Source organism: Limnofasciculus baicalensis BBK-W-15 (genome assembly GCF_024178385.1).
GTDB classification, from domain to species: Bacteria; Cyanobacteriota; Cyanobacteriia; order Cyanobacteriales; family Coleofasciculaceae; genus Limnofasciculus; species Limnofasciculus baicalensis.
On sequence record NZ_JAMZMM010000019.1, the window covers coordinates 2,815 to 27,544 of the forward strand.

Here is a 24,730-nt window from a genome sequence, read left to right on the forward strand (position 1 = left end):
CCGCGCAGGCGGGTTTCGTTTGTGTAGACGCGGTTTCAACCGCCAAAGCGATTGGAAATCGCGGTTTCAACCGCCAAAGCGATTGGAAATCGCAGCTAGACAAACAAAGTCTGCCTCCGCAGACTAAAAGTCGGTTATTGACTAACCCGCGCAGGCGGGTTTCGTTTGTGTAGACGCGGTTTCAACCGCCAAAGCGATTGGGGTATTAAAACTGACGGGACCAATCTTTAGGCCACCTTTCAACCACCACTTTAGTCTGGGTAAAAAACTCTACTGCATCTCTTCCTTGTCCATGTAAATCTCCGTAAAAACTATCTTTCCAGCCACTAAAAGGAAAAAATGCCATGGGTGCAGCTACCCCAATATTAATCCCAATATTACCTGCTTCTGCCTCATAACGAAACTGCCGCGCTGCTGCACCACTCCTGGTAAATAGACATGCCATGTTACCCCATTTACCACTATTCACGAGTGCGATCGCATCTTCAATCGTGTCCAGGTGCATTAAACTTAATACAGGACCAAAAATTTCCGTCTGAGCAACAATACTATTAGGATTTACGTTTTCCAGAATCGTTGGGCGAATAAAGTTCCCCTCTTCGTAACCGGAAATCTTAGTATTTCGTCCATCGATTAATAATTTTGCTCCTTCATCTATACCTTGTGCAATTAAACCTTCAATTCGGTATTTACTTTCAGGAGTAATAACTGGACCCATTTCTACACCTGAATCTAAACCATAACCCACAATTCTATTTTGGGCAGAAGAAGCAATCGCATTTGTGAAACTATGACGTGCTTCCCCCACTGTCACTGCAAGAGAGGCGGCTAAACAACGTTGCCCCGCACAACCAAAAGCGCTATCAGCGGCAATTCTAGTTGTCATTTCCATATCGGCATCTGGCAAGACAATTAAGGGATTTTTCGCTCCACCTTGACACTGCATTCGCTTACCATAAGCTGCTCCTTTACTATATACATAGTGGGCGATAGGTGAAGAGCCGACAAAACTAATCGCTCGAATAGTAGGGTGTTCTAAAATAGCATCCACTACCTCTTTTGCCCCATGTACTAAATTTACTACACCTTGAGGCAATCCCGTGGCTTCTAATAATTGAAATATCTTTGCCATGGTGAGGGGGACTTTTTCCGAAGGTTTAATAATGGAAGTATTCCCGCAGGCAATAGCATAAGGTAAAAACCAAAAGGGAATCATCCCAGGAAAATTAAATGGGGCAATAATCGCAGTCACACCTACGGGTTGGCGAATCATAATTTCATCGATGCCACGGGCAATATCTTCTAAGTTATAACCCTGCATTAACATTGGAATACCACAGGCAACTTCCACATTCTCAATTGCCCTTTCTAATTCAGCTTTCGATTCCGCAAATGTTTTCCCGCATTCCATCGTAATCGTGCGGGATAATTCATCTAAATTTTCTTCAAGTAAGTATTTTAGTTTGAAGAGATATTGCACCCGTGCAGTGGGTGGAGTAGTGCGCCAACTAGTGAAAGCAGCAGCAGCAGCAACCGCAGCAGCATCCACATCACTTTTTAGGGATAAAGGCACTTGGGTAAGGGATTGGGCGGTAGCAGGATTTACCACATCAAGCAATTCGGTTGCTTGGGAAGGACACCACTTTCCGTTAATGTAGTTGAGTAAGGGAGTTTTCAGATGCACCACGATGGTATAAAGAGGTTAGAGGTGAGAGAGAATAAGATCTAGTTCAATCTTAAGCTAATAAGTCATCAACGGCGATACTAAAACCAGGTAATACGGTTTGGGTGGAAACAACTTCACCAGACACGAATACAATTCTTTGATTTTGAGTGACAATAATAATCCAGCGATTTTCAGGAAATATTAACCAAACTTCTTCACCGCCAGATGCCAAATATTCTGCTGCTTTGGCAATAACATCTTCAGCTAAATCTGTGGGTAAAATAATCTCCGCACTCAAGGGAAAACTCTGAGGTAATACTTTTTCATTACCATATTGAGCAACTAATTCTGGGGTAAGATAGGCAACATCAGGAGAACGACCTTGTTTATTAGTGCGACAAGGTACATCTGTGTAAACTTCACCACCTTCTGTGTTGGAGTTGATGTAACTTCTCCAGGAAAAAGAGAGTCTGGATTGAATCCGACTATGCTTTAGCGTCATGCCATTTTTCTCTAGTAGTTTACCCTCTACCCATTCTGTAGCAACTGGAGGATTTTCTAGCCATTCTTCTAGAGAGATAAGTTCCGAGTTATTTGAAATAATTGTAGTAGTTAACATTGCCTTTGATTCTCCTTTTATTCATTAAAGTATATTTGTTTATTTATCACCAATCTCGATCTGATTCTACAGGTTGTCCAGGGAAAAAAGCACTATCCAGAATTTCTTCTAGACTATAGAGACACTCAGGTGGCAAGTCTCTATCTTTTAGGGGTGTTTCCCTGACAACTAAGTCTATTCCAGACTGGTAAGCTTTCTGTAAAGCTTCCGGAAGATAGGGTTTTAAGCTAGTATTTTGCTCTAAGATATAGCGGATCTCGCGACGTTGTTCTCGTAGCGTCACAAACCAACTTTTCGAGCGCTTATTAGGTTGAAACTCCCATTTTAGTAGATGACCTAGTAAAATACCTAGACGATTCCTTAATTCTTGCCGTTGTTGCTTGCCCAAGGATTCAATTTCCTCAACCAGATTGACAATATCTAGACTATCCCATACTCCATCTTGCAATAGTTTTGCTTGTTCTTGTGTCCAAGCATAGAAATCTTTTTCATATAGAGTTAAGCTTGTCTGAGATGTTTCGCTCAATTGCTCTGTATTCATGATTCTATTCCATCTCGAATTTGTAAATAAGCTATCACGCATTTAATTTTCATCACTCCACACCAAAAACCCTTTCAAAAATGTAAATATCCAATTTAGATGCACAGCAGCTTACACTAGTGCGCGGTTGCTATATAATTATCACCAATCTCGATCTGATTCAACAGGTTGTCCTGGGAAAAAAGCACTATCCAGAATTTCTTCTAGACTGTAGAGACACTCAGGTGGAAAGTCTCGATCTTTCAGGGGTGTTTCCCGTACAGCTAAATCTATAGCATCTTGATATGCTTCCTGTAACGCTTCAGGAAGATAGGGTTTTAAGCTAGGATTTTCCTTGAGGAGTTGAAGAATCCTACGACGTTGTTCTCGTAACGTCACAAACCAGCTTTTCGAGCGCTTATTAGGTTGAAACTCCCATTTAAGTAGATGACCTAGTAAAATACCTAAGCGATTCCTTAATTCCTGCCGTTGTTGTTTTCCCAAGGATTCAATTTCCTCAACCAGATTGACAATATCTAGACTATCCCATATCCCATCTTGCAGTAATTTTGCTTGTTCTTGTGTCCAAGCATAGAAATCTTTTTCATATAGAGTTAAACTTGTCTGAGATGTTTCACTCAATTGCTCTGTATTCATGACTCCATTCCACGCAATAATAATTATTATAGCGCTTCTCCTAACAGGATGAAAGATAGCTCCCCTTTCTCCTTCTTCTCCTATCCCTGTACACTGTACTTTGTATTTAACTGAGAAGCAGTATATAAATTATGGTTGAGGTTTATTTATTTATTTTCCTCAAGTTTGATTCAATCTGCGATGGCTTAACTTGCACCAGGCATAGCGCTTTACTCGTTTCGCGATCTCGGCGATAAAAATTAGTATTTTTTGAGTGCTATCTTAAAAAAAGAAATGTCACATTAATGAAAAGAAACAAAAAATTTACCATCTTAGTTAGCTATATTTTGTTGATATCTGCTAGTCTAGAATAGTTGTATGAAAAATTTGTGAAATGCTTCTCAACTATCCTCAAAAGTCAAATATCCTCAAAAGGGTTTGAATTTTAAGAGAGAGCATAGCACTTTAACAGGAACACAGAGAGATGTTAGTCTACGATAAGCTTACTATTGACATAGAGTCACATATTGTGACTTACGATGACACCCCTGTCGATCTAAATCACAAACAATATTGTTTGTTAAAATTGTTTTTAGAATACCCTAATCATGTATTAACCTACGATGTGATAGCAGGCAATATTTGGGATTTAGAGCGGACACCTACTCCAGGGAATTTGAGAGCGCATATCAAAGGATTGAGAAAAGCATTAAGAGATGCAAACTGCGAGGATGATATCATTGAAACCGTTCATGGGATTGGCTATCGATTGAAAAACTTAAATATAAATAAACAGAGCCAATCTGCTAAATTGCCTCCCGCCTATGTTATAAAAAATTTTTTAGCATCTCAATCAATAGAATATCTTGCCATCGATCAAAATTGGATTATTCAGAATCTATCAGAAGGAGTTGTCAATTATTCTGATTATCCAGAATTTATCAAAATTGGGATGCCATTACAAGAGGGGTTCCCTGAATTTATCGGAATTGAAGATATTTTACTAAAAGTCATTACCAAAGAGTATGAAAGTTTTGAACTTAAAGGAATAGCAAGAGCGTCTAATCCTAACAGGCCAGAATATATCAATTTTCATGTGGTTAACGATAAGTCTCAAGATCCCGATAAATTGGAAAAAAAACTATTATTCATATTCTTTGAGAATGCTTCTGAATATATGATTTATAAACAAAGATTCGTACAGCGGGAAAATGAAACTTATTTGTTATTAGAATACCGCGATAATGAAGGAAGGATGGATGATCCCATTGCTACCCAAGATTGACCTACTACTTGACACATTACAAATTGAAGTACGGAATGTGGGATCTAAGTTCCGCTATGGGAGAACGGGGAGTGTCAATATCCCTCCCTATTTGTCCATTTAGAAAAATATTTTTGTCATCGGAGCATTTATGCTACAGAGTGTGGTATAATCGAAAATTCTGAAGATACAAATGAAACTTAAGATGAATTTATCCGTCAATACAAATGAAAACGAAGTAGAAGATCGGGGGGCAGAACCCCAAAAAATCCAACAAATGGCAATCGCCGCTACATTTACCAGCGAACCAATAGAAGATTCTCTATCTTTTTGGTTACAAAAATTAAATATTACCTCCAAAATAAAGCTTGCTCCCTATAACCAAATATTCCAAGAATTGCTGAATCCAGCCAGCCTATTTGCCAGGAATCAAGAGGGAGCGAATGTTGTTTTAGTCAGGTTTGAGGATTGGGAGAGAGACCAGAAAAACCTAGAAGTAGATCTGGATATATCTAAGCAAAAACATCTCCTTGTTAATCAATCGTGTTATACCTTGCCGAATGGATTAGAAATCGCGCATCTTCACGAGTATGAAACTAAATATTTATATCAAGAAATTTTTATAGAACAAGTTTATTTAAAGCAGGGAATTATCCTGAATGATGGGGATTGTGTTATTGATATTGGGGCTAATATTGGTTTATTTACTCTATTTGTCCAACAAAAATGTCCCCAAGCTTCTGTATATGCCTTTGAGCCAGCCCATCACGTTTTTAGGAAATTAGAAACTAACGCCAAGCTTTATTGCCCTAATGCTACTGTTTTCAATTGTGGATTAGGTGCTGAAGACAAAGAAGAGACCTTTACTTTCTATCCAAAATCGTCAGTTTTTTCAAGTTTCGCGGCTGACAGTCAGGACGATGAAAAGGCTTTACGATCGATCATCATCAATATGCTGCAACGGGATAATTCCCTTGAGGAAGCAGCCTTAAATACTTTAGCTGATGAATTCCTCTCTGGTAGACTAGAAAAAAATACCTATACGGCAAAATTACGCAATCTTTCAGGAATAATAGAAGAGAAGAATATTCAACAAATTGATTTACTGAAACTGGATGCAGAAAAAAGTGAATTGGCAATCCTCCGAGGCATAGCAGAAGATCACTGGTCGAGAATCAAACAAATAGTCATGGAGGTACACGATCAAGGAGGCAGTACCCTCAATGAGGTGACAAATATACTAACAGCCAAAGGGTTTGAATTTGTAGTCGATGATGTGAGTTTTCTCCAGGGATCTGGTTTGTACAATATATATGCAACTCGCCCAGAACACAAACAAAAATTAGCCCAGTCAGAAGCCGTAAAAAATGTAGCACAAATTGAGCAGAATGTACAGGAGTTGGGCATAGCCCTCAAAACATCTACTCAACGTTCAAGCATACCGCACTTAGTTTGTATTTGTCCAGCAGCACCCACAAGCGATCGCATTTTCTATCAAAGAATGGAAGACTTGTTAGCTTCCTATCTGGATGGAATTAATAACATATATTTAGTAACTAGTACAGAATTGGCGGCGATATATCCAGTGACGGATTACTACGATCCTTATGGAGATGAGTTTGGTCACATCCCCTATACACCTACATTTTTCAGTGCTTTGGGTACAATGATAGCGCGGAAAATTCATGCTATCAAAAGTAATCCTTATAAGGTAATTGTCCTCGACTGCGATCGTACTTTATGGCAGGGAGTTTGCGGAGAAGATGGAGTTACTGGAGTAGAAATAGATCCCCCTCGCCAAGCTTTGCAAGAGTTTATCATCTCTCAACAACAGGCGGGAAAACTTATCTGTCTTTGCAGCAAAAATAATGAAGAGGATGTTTTTGCTGTCTTTTCACACTATCAAAATATGCCTCTGCAACGCCATCATTTGGTTAGCTGGCGGATTAACTGGGCAGCTAAATCAGAAAATATAAAATCCTTAGCATCGGAACTACAACTGGGTTTAGATAGCTTTATCTTTATTGATGATAATCCAGTGGAATGTATGGAGGTAAGGGCGAATTGTCCAGAAGTGCTAACCCTCCAACTTCCGCAAGATATCAATCATATTCCTCTATTTATCAAACATATCTGGGCATTTGACCAGCTAACAGTAACCAAAGAAGATCAAAAACGTACCGAACTTTATCAGCAAAATGTGCAGCGGGAAAGGTTGCGTCACGAGACATTAACCTTTGCCGATTTCCTGGCAGGATTGGGCTTAGATATTAAAATTAACCCAATGGAATCCGAAGAATTACCACGGGTTAGTCAACTTACCCAGCGCACTAACCAATTTAATTTTACGACCATACGGCGGTCTGAAAGCGAGATTCAACAACTTTGTGAATTCGGTAATTTAGAATGTCGTGTGGTCAAAGTTAAAGACCGTTTTGGCGATTATGGTTTGGTGGGTTTGCTGTTATTTACATCTGACGATCAAGCCTTGAGGGTTGATACATTTTTACTCAGTTGTCGGGTACTGGGTCGAGGTGTAGAACATCGGATGCTGGCTTATCTGGGAAATATGGCAAGGGAAAGGGGATTAAGCCGAGTTGAGCTTCTTTATCAAACCAGCAAAAAGAATCAACCTGCTTTAGATTTTGTGGAAACTGTTGGGAGAGAATATAAACAAGAATTAAATGACGGCTTGCTGTTTCAGTTTCCGGTTGTGATGGTGGCTGACTTAACCTTTAAACCCAACAATCAGCAAACCATAATCACGACAACAGAATCACAGAAGCCAGAGGTTCATTTTAGTGCTTTAACCGCCTCAGCAGGGTTGTTTGAAACTATTGGGAACCAGCTTTACACTCCAGAACTCATCCTCAAGGAGATTTTAGCAAAAAAACAACGTCAACGTCCTGAGTTAGCCACCAATTTTGTCGCGCCACGCACACCTTTGGAAGAATTTATCGCCAGGTTGTTTGCGGAAGTTCTCAGATTAGAGAAAGTAGGAATCTATGATAACTTTTTTGAGTTAGGCGGCGATTCTATTCGTGGTGCTATTTTGATAAATAAGCTTCAGGCGCAATTAAACGAAATTATTCACTTTGTTGCCCTTTTTGATAGCAAAACAGTTGCTGAATTTGCCAGGTACTTAGAACATGACTATCCCCAAGCGATCGCCAAAATACTGGGTCAGGAAATTACCTCCACCAGTATTGGACCGCGAGAACGGATTAATTCGGCTAAAGTCTTGCAACTGCGGGAAATTATACCTTCCTTAGCTCCCCATATTGACCATAGTGGCAAAAATCCACCAGCTATCTTCGTCCTTTCTCCACCCCGTAGCGGTTCTACTTTGCTACGGGTAATTTTAGGTGGACATCCGCAGTTATTTGCCCCTCCTGAATTAGAATTGCTATCTTTCAATACCCTGGCAGAAAGAAAGGCTGGTTTTGCTGAACGCTATGGCTTTAGACTAGAAGGCACTATCCGGGCTATCATGGAAATTAAGGGATGCAATCCTGATGAAGCCACTGCATTAATGGCGGACTTAGAGAGTCAAAATTTGACTACTAAGCAGTGCTATTACCAAATCCAAAAGTGGCTAGGAGATAGAAGGTTGGTGGATAAAACTCCTTCCTATGCTTTGGATTTAGAAATACTCAAGCGTGCGGAAATAGACTTTGATAACCCGCTTTACATTCACTTGCAGCGTCACCCCTACGGCATGTTGCGATCCTTTGAAGAAGCGAGATTAGAACAAATCTTCTTCCCCTACGAAAATTCTTTCTCTAGACAAGAAGTAGGTGAGCTAATTTGGTTGGTTTGTCAGGAAAACATCCTCAATTTCTTGCATGATATTCCCCCTGAACGCCAATATACAATTAAGTTTGAAGATTTAGTCAAGCAACCCAGAAATTCTGTTGAGGGCATTTGTGAATTCCTGGGTATAGACTTCTATCCCGATATGCTGCAACCCTACCAAGAGAAGCAGCAGCGCATGACTGATCCTGTCTATACTCACTCGAAAATGTTGGGGGATATTAAGTTTAACCAATACCAGGGAATTGAAGCTCAAACCGCAGATACATGGAAAAAATATTATACGATTGACTTTCTGGGGGATATAACTTGGCAGATAGCAGGAGAATTGGGATACCAAAGACAGGAAAATCAACCCAGCCATAAAGCTGGTGAAATTACCAAAATTGAGCGGAAAACTGAAGATAAATTTCCCCTTTCTTTTGCCCAACAACGGCTATGGGTTTTGGCACAATTGGAACCGGAAAGCCCCTTCTATAATATGTTCAAAGCTGTCCGTCTAAATGGTAGCCTGAATATAGCAATTCTCCAACGGAGTCTCAACGAAATTATCCGTCGTCAAGAAAGCCTCCGCACTACTTTCACAATGGTAGACGGAACACCAATGCAGGTTATTGCTGCCAAGGGAACTATGGAGTTGGCTGTGGTAGACTTGCAAAAATTATCAGAAACCCAACAATCGGAACAGTTACAACAGGTAGCAACTCAGCAGCAATTACAACCTTTTGATATTAGCCAAGATTTGTTATTACGAGTTACTGTAGTGCAATTGGGACAAGAATCCCATGTCCTCCTTTTGACGATGCACCATATCATCTCTGATGGTTGGTCTCTGGGAGTGTTTATTGAGGAGTTATTTCGCTTATATCAAGGGTTTTTGTCTGGTTCTATTTCTACTTTAACTGAATTACCGATTCAGTATGTAGACTTTACTCTATGGCAGCGACAGTGGTTGCAAGGGGAATTACTACAAAACCAGATTAACTACTGGAAGGAAGAATTAGCAGATGCGCCCCCTTTATTAGAACTTCCCACAGATCGTCCCCGTCCGCCAGTGCAAACCTTCAAAGGTCGCTGTTTTCCTTGCCAAATTGATGAACAACTGACAGAAAAACTTAACCTTATCAGCCAAAAGTCAGATGTTACTTTGTTTATGACTTTGCAGGCGGCTTTGGCAATTTTACTCTATCGTTACAGTGGGGAAGAAGATGTTCTCGTGGGTACGCCGATTGCCAACCGCAATCACCAAGAAATCGAACCATTAATTGGTTTTTTTGTCAATACTTTAGTCTTGCGAACTCGTTTAGCAGGAAATCCCAGTTTTGCCCAACTACTCCAACAAGTCCGTGCCTATTCTCTCAAAGCTTATACTAACCAGGATGTTCCTTTTGAACAAGTGGTAGAAGGCTTGCAGTTAGAGCGCAATCTCAGCCATACTCCTCTTTTCCAAGTCGTGCTTGCCTTGCAGAATACGCCAATATCACAAATAGAAATAACTGGTTTGACCATTGATGAGATGTTCCTGGAAAACGTTAACGCTAAGTTTGACATTGCCTTACAATTGTGGCAAGTAAAAACAGACAAAGGAACTGCTCTAGAAGGCTTCTGGCAATATAATAGCGACCTATTTGATCGGGACAGAATTGCCAGAATGACGGGTCATTTCCAGACATTATTGGCAGGAATTGTGGCGAATCCTGAACATTTAGTCGGTGAATTACCATTACTGACTGAACAGGAACGACATCAGTTACTGGTGACATGGAATGATACAAAACGCCCCTATCCTGACAATAAATCTATCCATGAATTGTTTGAAGAACAGGTAGAAAAAACACCAGATGCAGTGGCGGTTGTTTACGAGAACGAATCTCTCACCTATGGCGAGTTAAATGGACAGGCGAATCAGTTAGCACACTATCTACAAAGTTTGGGAGTAACAACAGAAACTTTAGTGGGGATTTGTGTAGAGCGATCGCTTTTAATGATAGTAGGATTTTTAGCAATTCTTAAAGCAGGTGGCGCTTATGTGCCGTTAGACTCTGACTATCCCCCTGAACGATTGGCTTATATGTTGCAAGATGCGGGGGTGTCAGTGTTGCTAACTCAAGAGAAATTGGTAGCCCATTTGCCTAAAACTCAAGCTAGAGTAGTGATTTTAGATACTGACTGGCAGTTAATTAGCAACTATAGCCAGGAAAAAACCATTAGTGAGTCTGAAGCTAATCATCTGGCTTATGTAATTTATACCTCTGGTTCTACAGGTCAACCTAAAGGTGTCGCTGTTACTCATCAGGCTGTAAATCGGCTAGTGTGCAATACTGACTATGTAAAATTGACACCGAATCACTCCATCGCTCAAGCTTCCAATCCTGCTTTTGATGCTGCTACATTTGAAATTTGGGGAGCCTTGCTTAATGGAGGCAAGCTAGTAGGCATCAGTAAAGAGGTACTTCTTTCACCATCAGAACTTGTTATCCAACTGCGGCAAAAACAGATTAATGTTTTGTTCGTCACCACAGCCTTATTTAACGAGTTGGTTAGTCAAGTGCCTGGAATTTTCCAAACCCTGGAAATCTTGCTATTTGGAGGCGAAGCCGTTGACCTCTCTTGGGTGAGAACATTGCTACAACAAGGACCACCTCGGCGGTTGCTTCATGTTTACGGGCCAACAGAAAGTACCACTTTCTCATCCTGGTACTTGGTGCAGGAAGTCCCAGAAACAGCAACAAATCTGCCTATTGGTCGTCCCATTGCTAATACAAGAATTTATATTCTCAACAGTCATCTCCAACCAGTACCTATCGGTGTTCCAGGGGAACTATGTATCGCAGGTGATGGTTTAGCTAAAGGTTATCTCAACCGTCCTGATTTAACTGAAGAAAAGTTTATCCAACACTGTCTCGCTTCTAGCCAACGCTTATACAAGACAGGAGACTTAGTTCGTTACCTACCAGACGGTAATATCGAGTTTATTGGTCGCATTGACAATCAGGTGAAAATTCGCGGTTTCCGCATTGAACTAGAAGAAATTGCCGCAGTCTTAAAACAACATCCCCAGGTGCGCCGTGTTGTGGTTCTGGCGAGGGAAGATCGACCGGGTATTAAAAGATTAGCAGCTTACATTGTCCCAGAACAGCCCCAGCCCACGGCTAACACACTGCGTCAATTTCTCAAGGAAAAGCTGCCTGACTACATGGTACCAGCATCCTTTACTATCTTAGATGCTCTCCCGATTACCCCCAATGGCAAAGTGGACCGTCGCGCCTTACCTGTACCAGAAATTGAGCTTGATGATGCCAATAATTACCTCTCTCCTCGCACGCCCAGTGAAGAGATATTAGTCCAGATATGGCAAGATGTTTTGGGGCTAAAACAAGTTGGCATCTCCGACAACTTTTTTGCATTGGGTGGAGATTCCATTATTGCCATCCAAATTATTGCCCGCGCCAATCAAGCTGGACTCAAACTCACTCCCAAACAACTATTTGGACACCAAACTATTGCTGAATTAGCTGCTGTTGCTGGCACAATTCTAACTGTCCAAGCAGAACAAGGGTTAGTAACAGGAGAAATACCTCTAACACCGATTCAGCATTGGTTTTTTGCACAGAATTCCCCCGAACCTCATCACTTTAACCAAGCTGTGTTGCTGGAAGTCCCAGCGGAGATTAAGCCAGATTTATTACAGCAGGCAGTGCAAAAATTGCTTTACCATCACGATGCCTTACGCTTGCGGTTTGTGCAGAAAAATGGTAATTGGCAGCAAATTAATAGCGATGAATGGGAGATTGTGCCTTTCCAGGTCATTGATTTATCAGACTTTCCCCAAGCACAACAGTTAAAGACAATTGAGGAAAAGGCCAACGAACAACAAAGGGCGCTGCACCTTGCACAAGGACCATTAATCCAGGTGGTTCTCTTCAAGTTAGGTAAGGCGGCCTCCGGACGTTTGCTGATAGTGATTCATCACTTAGCAGTGGATGGAGTGTCTTGGCGGATTTTATTAGCAGACCTCGCTGAGGCCTACCAACAATTAAACCGTGGGGAACCCATCCAACTCCCGACGAAAACAACTTCCTTCAAAGATTGGGCGCAGCGACTCACCGATTACGCTAAAGGACAAAAAATTCACTCTGAGTTAAATTACTGGGTGCCATCATTCCCATCTCATGTTATTGTTCTACCAGTGAATAATCAAGGTATCACAGAGTCCAACACCGTATCATCCTGTGGAACTATATCGCTATCTTTGAGTGCCCAACAGACTCGCCTTCTATTGCAAGAAGTTCCGGAAGTCTACAACACTCAAATTAACGATGTCCTCCTGACCGCATTAGTGCAGAGTTTTCAAGCTTGGACAGGTTCTCCATCCCTACTGATTGACCTAGAAGGTCATGGACGGGAAGACCTGTTTGAGGATCTAGATTTATCGCGCACTGTAGGCTGGTTTACCAGTATATTCCCCGTGCTGTTAAAACTTGAAGGAATTAACCATCCCGGAGATGCCCTCAAATCAATTAAAGAGCAACTGCGGCGTATCCCGCAGCGCGGTATCGGTCATGGTATCCTGCGCTACCTCAGCCCGGATATAAATAGCCGCCAGCAACTGCAAGCAATGCCCCAAGCCCAGGTAAGCTTTAACTACTTAGGTCAATTTGACCAAACCGAGTTAGCTGGATTGGGATGGAAATATGCCCAAGAGTCCAGCGGTGACATCCACAGTCCCAGAGGACAGCGGCATCATTTATTAAGTGTAAATGGCTTAGTTGTTGATGGCAGGTTGCAAATGGAGTGGAAGTATAGCCACAACATTCATCAACAAAGTGCAATTGAGGGTTTGACTAATGCTTATATCAACGCTTTGGATGTACTCATCTCTCACTGCTTATCATCAGAAGCTGGTGGATATACTCCTTCCGATTTTGAAGTGGAAATGAATCAGGCAGAATTAGATGAGCTTCTGGCGGAACTAGAATAACAGGATTACTTGCCAACGATCAAATCATAATTTCACCAATTCAGATAAAAAGGAATACCAGTCATGTCAGCTTTGAAAAACCCCTCTAAATCTGTAGTTAACTTGTTCGATCCTGATAGTCGAGTTAAGCAACAGGCTTCTAAAATATCTTGCATTTCCTGTCACAGTATGTACAGATCTTGTCGAGTATTAAGGGAGTTTGTCCTTTACTATTTCCCATTGTATAATCTCTCCATGCAGGACTTTTTCAAGTTTTCTCCCATCCTGGGTTTTATTGAAGCTCTAGTTTATGAAACAGATGAAGAAGTGGAGCAGATTCAAAGTAACGGGTATAGAGCAAATCAATCGTCTCCTTGGGAAGCCAAGAAAAAGATCATATTGTCGGTTCTAGACGAACATAATCTGCGACACTTTAAAGTAGAATCCCACTTAAACAAGTTAGGTGAATACTTTGAATTAGAGAGTCAATTATTAATGACTACCCATATAACCCATTCACTGATTACCCAGGCGGCTGAGTTACGATCTTCTGACTATCGCGTTCTCCATTGTACGCTACTCAAAATGTTGGGGTTAAATTACACCCAGGAAGAGTTGAACGAAGAGTTAAGTTTGATGTGGCCGATGGAAGTGCTAAATGATATGGAAGACGATTTAATGTCTTACCAAGAAGATGTAGAAACTAATCATTACAACACTTATCGCATGTTTGTCAAAGTGTATGGAGAAAAAGCCCCCTACTATCTCAAGCAAGATTTGCACTACTACGAACATCTATTTCATCAGCAACTAGACCAACTTTCTGAGGCGAGAAAAGCCAGGTTTAGTAAAGCGTGGAATGCTTATCGTCTCGATCACCCAGTACCCGCGATTCCTGAACCAGTTTTAGAGAGTTAGTAGAGTTTAGACCAGCAGTATAGGAAATAAAAGTTATCGATGACCAAAATCAAACAAAATGAATTAATCCAGCTTTTCTTGGAAATAGGACAGCAACAATATTGCTTGATGGTTACGGCCAGCAAGCTTGCTAAGGAGTCCCAAGGTTCATGGCATATTTTTGTAAAGAATTTGTTGCAGGAAAAGGGATCTCCAGCTATTGAAAAAGCCCATCAAGATTTAGCTAGTGCAGTAGCAGAATATAACCAGATTAACAAAACAGAAGTTAATTACAGTGGCGTACAAAAATACTTGGCTGCCAAAATAATTCGTTCAGTTGTAGTTGCCCCATCAGAGTTGGCAAAAAACTGGTACTTTGTTTGTCAGACAACAGAAATTCCTAAACCAGGAGATTTTATTACTGTTCAGATTTTTCAGGAACCTCTGGTGGTAGTGCGCCAAGTAGACGGAAAAATTCGCTCATTTCTCAACGTCTGTCCGCACCGCCAATCACCAGTTTTTGAAGGTCATGGTTGTATTGAAGCCGACAAATCTGTTCTTTGTCCATACCATGGCTGGGCATTTGGTGTAAGTGGTCAATGTCTGAATGCCCCTGGGGCAAACAGAGGAGAATTTGGTGATGATTTTGATCTGAAAAATTACAGCCTGCAAGAGTTAGAAATTAAGGTTGATGGGGAGGGCGTTTTTGTCAATTTATTGGCAAATAGTACAACTGATACTAAAATACCCAGCGTCGCATTACAACAGCAAACTCCTGAGAATGTTGGAGTAGAGATTGCCAATCTTCTCCAAGCCGTTAGTCCCGGCTATATAGAAGGGGAAACGGCATCACTGCCAGATGAAATCCGCCTCTCGCTAAGAATTGGCTATTTAGCGGAGGAAATTAAATACCTAGTGGCTAGGATTGCCCACCGCAGAAAAATTTCCCGTCTAGAGGTACTTGAGTCAAGTAATTTAGTCAGTGCCGAGAACACAGGCGATTGTGCTACGCCCACACTTGGTGAACGCGAATTATTGCTTGAGTCATTGATCCGGGAATTAAAACAGGCAATCCTCACTGTAGATCGTTCGGCAACACTAAAAATTCGCGAGATTTTTCATCATATTTGCCATGGAGATGTGGCAGATGATTTAATGATTGAGGAGAATACCGATAATCCAGAAACTGATAGTATTGACAGGGAATTGCCCAAAGAAGTTTCGACAAATACATCTGAAGAAAAGAGGCAAGCCTTGCCAATTTGGATCTATGGAGATGCGGAACTATTTGCCTTAGAAGTAGAAAAATTAATCGCACCAACATGGCAATTTGTTTGCCATATGAATGAAATTCCTCAGCCGGGAAACTTCACCTGGCTTGATATTATTGGCGAACGAGCCTATGCTATCCGGACAGCAAATGGTGAATTATTTGCTGGGAAGCTAAAGGATGTAGACGATCGCAAAAGTTGTCCTAACTTCAATTTACCCGACTACGGTTTAGAACCAATTGATATTGAAATTTTTTACGGGTTTGTATTTATTCGTTTGAGTTGGTCTGGACCTAGACTGGCTGATATTTGGTATCAGCCCGGTTTATTAGACCCTTACAAACTGGAAGAAATGCAACTGATTGGCGGTCCTGGTAGATATGACATCAATATTGAAGTTGACTACAAATTACTTTGGGAAAACTTTTTGGAAGACTACCACTTCCCTATGATGCACAAAGGACTAACGCGACGGTTTGGTGTTTCCAGTGATTGTGAAGGGATCAACGGTATGATTATCCCCATGCGCGATCCAGCTTCACCAAAATTAAACCCGGTGGAGCGAAAATATTATGATTGTGCCAAAGCACTAGGGCGGCATGATTGGGAGCGTGAGAAGCAGCTACAAGCTGTGGCTGCTAGAGATCGCTCCTTACCAGAACCTTTGTGTTATTCAGCCTTCTGCTCAATGGCATCTCAAGAGCAAATGCCAATGCCCTTTTCTTTAAGTGTATTTCCCGAACATGTCCAAACTTTTTCCTTAGTGCCCAGAGGACCCCGTGAAAGTTGTTTTCATGTGCGCAGTTATGGTCATTTAGTAGATCCAAATTCACCGAATGCCGAAGCTATTCGAGCCGCTCGTCTGGCAAATATTCAACTGCTTTGGGAATCTTTACACGAAGACATTCGAGTTAACTATATTACTCAAGATAGCGTTTCATCACGACTTTTTGATAAGTTAGGAGTATTCAGCATTGCGGAATTAGACGTGGCGAAATTTCAGGAAGCTATTCAAACTAAGCTAACTGTTACTCGCCACCAAAAGAAACCGTCCCAATTACTAGGATATCCATAATTAATAAATTACTCCTTGGCTAAAATCATGCTGAAGTTTAACATTGAATTTAGACCCCGTATCCCTCCCTCAAATACTTTGACTTTAGGAACATTAGGCCCTAGTGGTACAAGTAGCGAATATGCTTTAATCCATGTAGTTAGCCAATTGATATCCGAGGAATTAAGTATATCAACTCAGTTATTTAATAGTTTCCCAGAACTTAAGGAAGCTTTGCTGCACAACCAAGTGGATCTGGCTTTAGTCCCTCATGCTTACGATCAGATTAATGAGTTTTACATGGAGCCTAGTTTAGAATTAGGATTTATTTTTACATATCCAACTCCTATTTATGGATTGGCTAAGAAAAAAAATAGCTCAGTAATTTTTAAAGGATCTAGACTGGTTACCCATCCAGCCCCCCTACCTCTACTGTCAAAACTTTTACCAGATTCCCAAGACGAGTCCGAAATTAAAGTAGATTTATCCCTTTCTACCAGCGATGCCGCAATTCAAGTCAAGGAGGGTTTAGCTGATCTAGCGATTACTAATGAGAAAGCGGCTCAAATCTATGATTTAGAGTTCATTTCCACTTATGGAAAAATCCATATGAGTTGGTCTATTTTTCAGAAAAAATCAGAGGAAGTTCATGTGTAAATTTTTTCCATATCCCCAAATTATTAATGTTAATCCAGATGTGGAATTAATCGCATTTCAATGTGAAGATACAGTCCTGCAATTAGCCTCTGTTGCCGCCGGGGCTACTTTTGAATTACACCAACACCCTGAAAGTCAAATTGGGATGTTATTCTCAGGTAGCTTGGAAATGAATATCGACGGGATTAAGGAATTTCTAGAACCCCTAGATCAGGTTTACGTTGCTGCGGCTAATGTACTTCATGGTTCGATAAATCCTTTCTCAGAACCAGCATTGGGATTTGATATCAAGCGTGTCATAACTTCCGAAATATCTTCAGGGAAAACTGACAAGGCTTTCCTTAAAGTATCGCCAACCTCAGATGAAGCTACAGGTTTAGCTTGTCAGTCTGTCGTCGGTTCTTGGTTTGAAGTTGCGATTACCCAAATTCCTCCAGGAGAAAAAATACCAATCCACAAATCCCAGAGTGAACAAATGGGAATAATTGTGAATGGTGAGTTAATTATGACTGTGGGAGAAGAACACGAGATTTTAAGATATGGGCAGATTTACTATACTCCTCCTAATGTTCTCTATGGCGGATATAATTATTCAACAGAAACAGTATCTTTGATTGAAATTTTAATTCCCCCTCGTGTCTCTGGCGAGGAAAGGGCATAGGCAACAGTAGAGTTGACAATTGATTTAAGCTGGCTATAAAGGAGTGAAAAATGTGGATTTAGGACTAACAGGAAGAGTCGCGTTAGTAACGGGAGCAAGTGCTGGCATTGGTTATGCTATAGCCGAAAAATTGGCAGGAGAAGGTTGCCACTTAATTATTTGTGGTAGAAATTCAGAACGACTAGAAAAAGCCGTTGAAACCCTGGGACATTATCAGATTAAAATTATCAGTATTGCTGCTGATGTCCACAAAGAGAATGATTCAATAAGTTTAGTACAGGAGTCTCTGAAGCAATTTGGTAGAATTGATATTGCGATCAATAATTCAGAAGGCGCTAAATTTTCTAGCGAAGCTGTAGAAGAATTTGATGATGAAGAGTGGAGAAATGTCTTTGAAAGAAAGTTAATGGGCTACATCCGCATGACTAATTTGGTTTTGCCTAGTATGAAAAGTCAAAAATGGGGGCGGATTATTAATATTATTGGGACATCAGGGAAAGAACCTGCTGGTGCTTTGATAAAATCGGGAGTAGCCAACGCTGGCTTAATCAACTTTACTAAGGCTGTAGCTACGGAAGTAGCGAAATGGAATGTTTTGGTTAACTCGATTAACCCTGGGCTTATTGATACGCCAAGGCATAGAGAATACTTAGAAGTAGTTGCCCAAAAAGAAGGGCAAACAGTTAATGCGATTAAAGAGAGAATTGATAAGCTTATTCCTCTAGGGCGTAGAGGCGCTGCTAGTGAAGTTGCTAATTTAGTCGCTTTTCTAGCCTCAGAATGTGCTAGCTATATTACAGGGGTAACTATTCCGGTAGATGGCGGATTGTCAAAGGGAGCTTTTTAGTTAGTTATTGGTTATTGGTTATTGGTTATTATGACTTATGAGGGTGCTTGAATCCTGTATTTTACCCTCGTAGCGTACTCCTGAACTTCTTTCCTCCTTAGTTGTTAGTTAATTTCTTTATAAAAAGTACAAGAATGGCAGTCTTAGAGAAACAAAACAAAAATAAAGATATTGAAGCTATTTACCCCCTCTCACCCACGCAGCAGGGGATGCTATTCCATAACCTCTATCAACCGGAATCGAGAGCATACTTTGACCAATTTAGATTTACTCTTGAGGGTAAACTAGATCCAAGTGCGTTTGAGCAAGCCTGGAATAAGGTATTAGAAAGACACGCAGCTTTGCGGACTATTTTTGTCTGGAAAAACCGCAAAAATCCACTTCAGATAGTACGGAAACAGGTAATTTTACCTTGGCATAATTTAGATTGGCGCTCCCTCTCAAATCGAGAACAAGAAACGCAGTTCAAGTCTTTCTTAAATTCAGATAGATCCCAAGGAATTGAACTTGACAAGGCTCCCCTAATGCGCTGTACTTTAATTCGGGTAGCCGATGAAACTTATCAGTTTGTCTGGAGCTTTCATCACCTGCTGCTAGATGGTTGGAGTTGGCCTATTTTATTAAAAGAAATATTGGCTTTCTACGAATCTATAAAAAACGGTCAATCTTTATATTTACCCCCACCTCGTCCTTACCGAGACTATATTAATTGGTTACAGCAGCAAGACTTATCTAGTGCCGAGACATTTTGGCGAGAAACTCTGAAAGGTTTTACTAATCCTACTCCTTTAGTAGTCGATCGCGCCATAACTCAGAGCAATCAGCAGGAATCTACTTGTTATATTCGACACCGATATCTATCAGCCCAGACAACTGCTACTTTAAAATCTTTTGCCCAAGAAAATTACCTGACACTTTCCACATTAGTACAAGCAGCTTGGGCGCTACTTTTAAGTCGCTACAGTGGTGAATCTGACGTAGTTTTTGGGACGGTAGTATCGGGTCGTCCTCCGGAATTATCTGGGGTAGAATCGATAGTAGGATTGTTCATTAATACTTTACCCGCACGAGTACAAATCCCGGAAACAAGCGATTTATTAGCTTGGCTAAAAGAATTACAACAGCAAAACGTAGAAAGGGAGCATTATTCCTACACTTCGCTGGTGGATATTCAAAGTATTAGCGATATACCAAGAGGGAAATCGCTCTTTGAAAGTATTGTAGTTTTTGAGAATTATCCCGTCACCGCAGAACTACAGCAGACAGAAAATGTTCAATCTGTGCAAATAAAAGATCGCCAAGATATTGGACAAACCCATTATCCCCTGACTGTGGTGGCAATGCCAGGGGAAGAACTAAAATTAATTATCAACTACGATGGGACTCGCTTTGATGTTGATACCATAGATCGCATGTTGGGTCATTGCCAAACCTTACTAGAGGGAATTGTTGCTAATCCGCATTGCCGCCCCGGAGAAATTCCACTACTAACTCAAGCAGAACAACAGTTACTCTTAATAGACTGGAATGCTACCCAGGGAAATAATCCGATTAACTGTGCTATCCATCAGGTGTTTGAGGAACAAGTAGAAAAAACACCAGATGTTTTAGCGGTGGTATATGAAAATCAACAATTAACCTATCGAGAGTTAAACCAACAAGCCAATCAATTAGCGCACCACCTGCAACGCTTAGGCGTAAAACCTGATGTGCCAGTGGGGATCTGTATCGAAAGATCGATTGAGGCGGCGATCGCAATTTTAGGCACTCTTAAAGCTGGCGGAACTTGCCTGACTCTCGATCCCAATTATCCCTCAGATCGTCTAACATTTATGATCTCAGATAGCCAGACACCAGTAATTTTGACTCAAGGGTGTTGGCAGTCACTACTAAAAACTGATTTACCCCTGATATTATTAGATGATGGATGGGAGCAAATCAGCAAAGAAAGCGATCGCAATCCCCAAAGCCAAGTTACAGCCAATGATTTAGCTTTTATTATTTACACTTCTGGCTCTACAGGAACTCCTAAAGGTGTCGCGGTTCCCCATCTTTCCCTGACAAATTTAATCAAACACCATCAGGAAAAAATGGCGACAGGGGTTGGTGTCCTCCAATTTGCTTCCCTCAGTTTTGATGTCAGCTATCACGAAATGTTTGCCGCCTGGGGGTTGGGAGGTACGCTCTACACGATACCTGAAGACAGTCGCAAAGATTTAGATAAATTAATTAATTTCCTCAGCCTCAACCCCATTGCCAAAGTAATACTTCCCGTTACCATTTGGCAGCAATTAGCCGAAACATACGGAGAACAACCACATCTATTCCACAATATTCGAGAAGCTGTAGCTTGTGGGGAACAACTGCAAATTACCCAGCCAATGGTCGAGTTATTTAAGCGCTTAGAAAATTGTTCGCTTTATAATATGTACGGTCCATCGGAAGCAGATCTCGTCACCGCCTATCGCTTCAGCAATCAACCAGAAGCATGGCCTATTTATGCACCGATTGGCAAACCAGCAGTCAATGTTCAAATCTATTTATTAGATAGAAATTTACAACCTGTTCCCATTGGTGTGCCAGGGGAAATATATGTGAGTGGTGATGGTTTAGCCCGTGGCTATCTTAACCGCCCAGATTTAACAGATCAGAAATTTATTCCTGTTGAATTGGTTATTGGTAATTCTGCTATTACCCATGCCCCACTCTCCATTGTCCACTCCCTATTTCCTCAATCAAAATTTTATAAAACAGGAGATTTAGCCCGATACCTACCCGATGGTAACATTGAATTTTTGGGAAGGATAGATGATTTAGTAAAAGTCCGGGGCTTTCGCATTGAACTAACCGAAGTGGAAGCAGTTTTGAGCAAACATCCCCAAATCAGTCAAGCAGTAGCCAAAGTTTTTGGCGAAAGTGCCAGAGAAAAATATTTGGTGGCTTACTTTGTACCAATTCAGGGAGATAAAATTACCGTCGAACAACTCCGGGCTTTTCTCCAATCTCGATTACCAGAATACATGATTCCCTCTGCTTTTGTAGCCAGGGAATCCTTTCCTCTCACTCCCAATGGTAAAGTCGATCGTCGCGCATTGAGGGAACCAACGACCAACAGACCAGAATTAGCGATAAAATTTGTCCATCCCCGCACTCCAACAGAAGAACTTTTGGCAGGTATCTGGCAGGATGTTTTAGGGTTAGAAAAAGTAGGAATTTATGATAACTTTTTTGACTTAGGCGGACATTCTTTACGGGCAATGCAGGCGATTGCCCTCATTCGCAAAGTATTTGCTAAAGAATTACCTTTGATCGCTTTGTTTGACACTCCGACAATTGCTGACATAGCCCAAAGGATTGAAACTACTAGCGATAAGACTCAGGAAGGAATGGTGCTACCGATTCAACCTTTGCACTTGCAAAATCAGGTAGTACCAATTTCTTTAACTCAGCTAGAGTTTTGGTTTTTCAATCAGTTATACCCAAAGAATCCTCTCTACCATCTGCCCTTAGTTTGTCGCTTGACAGGTACGCTAAATCTAGAAGCACTAGAACAAAGTTTGCGAGAAATTGTCCGACGACATGAAACGCTGCGCACTACCTTTGCCTGCGTGGATGGACAAGTGGTATATTCGATTTCTCCTCAACCAATCTTAGGATTCTCTGTGGTAGATATTCAGGAAATCCCAGACAAGGAGGCTGAAGTCAGGCGACAAGCACAAGCAGAGATTTTGCAGCCTTTTGACTTTGCACAAGGACTCTTTTTGCGCGCTAAAGTTTGGCGGTTGAATCCTACAGAACATTTATTGGTTGTCACCACGCACCACATCGTTGCCGATGGTTGGTCATTTGGAGTGATAACCCAAGAAATTTCAGCCCTTTATACAGCTTTTTCTGCAGGTAAACCTTCACCCTTACCGGAGTTACAGTTACAATATACCGATTTTGCGGTTTGGCAACGGCAATGGTTGCAGGGAGAAGTTTTGGCATCTCAAATGTCATTTTGGCAGAAGATGCTGGGGGAAAAGCCAACTCTACTGAAGCTACCAACCGATTATCCCCGTCCCCCAAAGCGCACATTTGCGGGAGGGAAATACCCAATTACCCTCTCTCAATCCTTAACAAAATTGCTTAAGCTACTGAGTCAGGAGGAAGGGGTAACTCTGTTTATGACTTTGCTAGGGGCATTCCAAACCTTGCTGTTTTACTATACAAATCAGGAAGATATTGCGGTAGTTACTCCTATTGCTAACCGCCGCCCGGAAACTGAGGGATTGATTGGATTTTTTGTTAATTTACTCCCTTTATCTACTAATTTGGGAGATAATCCTACCATTCGGCAACTACTCAAACGAGTGCGGGAAGTGGCATTAGGAGTCTATACCCATCAAGAGATGCCTTTTATCAAGCTGGTGTCAGAAATTCAGCCAATTCGAGAACCGGGTTATACGGTGCTAGCGCAAGTGATGTTTGTTTTCCAAAATACTCCAGAACAAAAGTGGGAAATGGGAGATTTAAACCTAAAAGAAGAGTATCTTGAGGCAAATACAGATATCGCTGAGTTTGATTTGAACTTAACACTGGAAGAAACTGGTACAGGTATTGAAGGTGTTTTAAGCTATAGAAGCGATTTGTTTATCCCAGAAACTATCGCTAAGATGGTCGAACACTTTCAAAACTTGTTAAAAAATATTGCCGCTAATCCCGATTTAAGATTGGCAGAAATATGTTCAATTCTTGGACAAACCAACAGAGAACAGTCAATTTCTCCAGCATCAATTAAAGAAGTAAAATCTCCGCAATTGGTTGAGCCGAAAAATCCCATCGAAGCTATTTTGCTGGAGATTTGGCAAGAGGTATTAGGAATGGAGGAGATTAGCACCGATGACAACTTTTTTGAATTGGGAGGACATTCAATGCAAACCCTGGAAGTAATGACTAAACTCCAAGAGGCTTGCCAAAGAGAAATTCCTTTACATTATCTCTTTGAGTATCCGACAATTGCGAGGTTAGCAGGAACAATCGATCCTCCTATCTCTGTGGCATAAAGCAATAAAAAATAATTCTGACGCAGGAGAAATAATCGTGGAATCCTCTCTTTTTGATTTAACTGGTAAAGTGGCTATTGTCACAGGGGCAGCACGGGGTATTGGCAAAACATTAGCCCAAGGATTGGCGGCAGTGGGCGCAAAGGTGGTAATTGCTGATATCAAAGTGCCAGAATCCGCAGAAACCGTACAAAAGATTCAAACAGCAGGAGGAGATGCAATAGCGATTTCTACTGATGTGAGAAACCGCCAAGATTGCACCCGTTTGATCGAGCAAACTGTAGCCCACTACCACCGACTTGATATCATGGTGTGTAATGCAGGTATTGACATCATCAAACCAGCAATATCTTTGGAAGAATCAGAGTGGGATGATATTATTAATGTCAATCTCAAAGGATATTTTAACGCAGCTCAACTAGCTGCACGACAAATGATCGCACAAGGTACGGGCGGCTCGATTATCATGAATTCCTCTATTGGTGGTGTGGTAGGCATTGCTGATTCAGCAGCTTATACAGCATCAAAAGGTGGGGTGAATTTATTAGTCCAATCCCTGGCAGTGGAATGGGCGGATCGTCAGATTCGAGTCAATGCTTTTGCGCCCGGTTATATCGATAACATCATGGAAGGTACGGAAAAATTTCGCAAACCTCCGGAGGAAGATCGGCAGCATCTTAACGCCGTAATTCCCATGAAACGACGCGGAAAACCAGATGAACTAATCGGACCTGTGGTGTTTCTCGCATCTGAGGCAGCCTCATATATTACAGGGGCAATTTTGATGGTAGATGGAGGATATAGTACAATGTAGGATGGG

13 protein-coding genes are annotated in these 24,730 nt (G+C 41.3%); 9 read left to right on the forward strand and 4 right to left on the reverse strand.

The window, feature by feature from the left end:
* Nucleotides 1–205: 205 nt before the first annotated feature.
* The 4 genes from NJ959_RS03540 to NJ959_RS03555 form a co-directional block, all read right to left on the reverse strand.
* Nucleotides 206–1,684 (reverse strand): CoA-acylating methylmalonate-semialdehyde dehydrogenase, encoded by a 1,479-nt coding sequence (locus NJ959_RS03540; protein ID WP_373693594.1) that lies wholly within the window; start codon nt 1,682–1,684, stop codon nt 206–208.
* Between the two features lie 52 nt (nt 1,685–1,736).
* Nucleotides 1,737–2,285: a Uma2 family endonuclease gene (locus NJ959_RS03545; protein WP_254010370.1), complete on the reverse strand. Its 549-nt coding sequence runs from the start codon at nt 2,283–2,285 to the stop codon at nt 1,737–1,739.
* A 46-nt stretch (nt 2,286–2,331) separates the two neighbouring features.
* Nucleotides 2,332–2,826 carry a DUF29 domain-containing protein gene (locus tag NJ959_RS03550; RefSeq protein WP_254010371.1) on the reverse strand — a complete coding sequence of 165 codons (495 nt, stop codon included), beginning with the start codon at nt 2,824–2,826 and terminating at the stop codon, nt 2,332–2,334.
* Between the two features lie 141 nt (nt 2,827–2,967).
* Nucleotides 2,968–3,462, reverse strand: a complete 495-nt coding sequence (locus NJ959_RS03555) for a DUF29 domain-containing protein (protein ID WP_254010372.1) — start codon at nt 3,460–3,462, stop codon at nt 2,968–2,970.
* A gap of 463 nt (nt 3,463–3,925) precedes the next feature.
* Between NJ959_RS03555 and NJ959_RS03560 the strand changes: the two genes are divergently transcribed.
* The 9 genes from NJ959_RS03560 to NJ959_RS03600 all read left to right on the forward strand — a co-directional run bounded on the left by NJ959_RS03560 (nt 3,926) and on the right by NJ959_RS03600 (nt 24,724).
* Complete coding sequence (locus tag NJ959_RS03560; protein ID WP_254010373.1) at nt 3,926–4,726, forward strand: winged helix-turn-helix domain-containing protein; 801 nt, start codon at nt 3,926–3,928, stop codon at nt 4,724–4,726.
* Between the two features lie 172 nt (nt 4,727–4,898).
* Nucleotides 4,899–13,499, forward strand: coding sequence for a non-ribosomal peptide synthetase (locus NJ959_RS03565; protein WP_254010374.1), 8,601 nt, complete (start codon nt 4,899–4,901; stop codon nt 13,497–13,499).
* A gap of 63 nt (nt 13,500–13,562) precedes the next feature.
* Nucleotides 13,563–14,396 (forward strand): hypothetical protein, encoded by an 834-nt coding sequence (locus NJ959_RS03570; protein WP_254010375.1) that lies wholly within the window; start codon nt 13,563–13,565, stop codon nt 14,394–14,396.
* Between the two features lie 39 nt (nt 14,397–14,435).
* A complete protein-coding gene (locus NJ959_RS03575; RefSeq protein WP_254010376.1) occupies nt 14,436–16,721 on the forward strand; it encodes a Rieske 2Fe-2S domain-containing protein in 2,286 nt (761 codons plus the stop codon).
* A 27-nt stretch (nt 16,722–16,748) separates the two neighbouring features.
* A complete protein-coding gene (locus tag NJ959_RS03580; RefSeq protein WP_254010377.1) occupies nt 16,749–17,357 on the forward strand; it encodes a hypothetical protein in 609 nt (202 codons plus the stop codon).
* Entirely contained in the window at nt 17,350–18,018 is a 669-nt protein-coding gene (locus tag NJ959_RS03585) for a cupin domain-containing protein (RefSeq protein ID WP_254010378.1), read from the forward strand. Before NJ959_RS03580 ends, NJ959_RS03585 begins: the two co-directional genes overlap by 8 nt.
* 43 nt (nt 18,019–18,061) lie before the next feature.
* A complete protein-coding gene (locus tag NJ959_RS03590; RefSeq protein WP_309242548.1) occupies nt 18,062–18,865 on the forward strand; it encodes an SDR family oxidoreductase in 804 nt (267 codons plus the stop codon).
* A gap of 134 nt (nt 18,866–18,999) precedes the next feature.
* Nucleotides 19,000–23,910 (forward strand): non-ribosomal peptide synthetase, encoded by a 4,911-nt coding sequence (locus NJ959_RS03595; protein ID WP_254010379.1) that lies wholly within the window; start codon nt 19,000–19,002, stop codon nt 23,908–23,910.
* A 37-nt stretch (nt 23,911–23,947) separates the two neighbouring features.
* On the forward strand, nt 23,948–24,724 hold the full coding sequence (locus NJ959_RS03600) for an SDR family NAD(P)-dependent oxidoreductase (protein WP_254010380.1): 777 nt from the start codon (nt 23,948–23,950) through the stop codon (nt 24,722–24,724).
* Nucleotides 24,725–24,730 lie beyond the last annotated feature (6 nt).

What these genes read in the sequence shown, in the direction of transcription:
- NJ959_RS03585 (WP_254010378.1), top strand. Translation starts at nt 17,350, where the DNA reads ATGTGTAAATTTTTTCCATATCCCCAAATTATTAATGTTAATCCAGAT.
- NJ959_RS03595 (WP_254010379.1), top strand. Translation starts at nt 19,000, where the DNA reads ATGGCAGTCTTAGAGAAACAAAACAAAAATAAAGATATTGAAGCTATT.
- NJ959_RS03570 (WP_254010375.1), top strand. Translation starts at nt 13,563, where the DNA reads ATGTCAGCTTTGAAAAACCCCTCTAAATCTGTAGTTAACTTGTTCGAT.
- NJ959_RS03565 (WP_254010374.1), top strand. Translation starts at nt 4,899, where the DNA reads ATGAAACTTAAGATGAATTTATCCGTCAATACAAATGAAAACGAAGTA.
- NJ959_RS03550 (WP_254010371.1), bottom strand. Translation starts at nt 2,826, where the DNA reads ATGAATACAGAGCAATTGAGCGAAACATCTCAGACAAGCTTAACTCTA.
- NJ959_RS03560 (WP_254010373.1), top strand. Translation starts at nt 3,926, where the DNA reads ATGTTAGTCTACGATAAGCTTACTATTGACATAGAGTCACATATTGTG.
- NJ959_RS03545 (WP_254010370.1), bottom strand. Translation starts at nt 2,285, where the DNA reads ATGTTAACTACTACAATTATTTCAAATAACTCGGAACTTATCTCTCTA.
- NJ959_RS03575 (WP_254010376.1), top strand. Translation starts at nt 14,436, where the DNA reads ATGACCAAAATCAAACAAAATGAATTAATCCAGCTTTTCTTGGAAATA.
- NJ959_RS03555 (WP_254010372.1), bottom strand. Translation starts at nt 3,462, where the DNA reads ATGAATACAGAGCAATTGAGTGAAACATCTCAGACAAGTTTAACTCTA.
- NJ959_RS03580 (WP_254010377.1), top strand. Translation starts at nt 16,749, where the DNA reads ATGCTGAAGTTTAACATTGAATTTAGACCCCGTATCCCTCCCTCAAAT.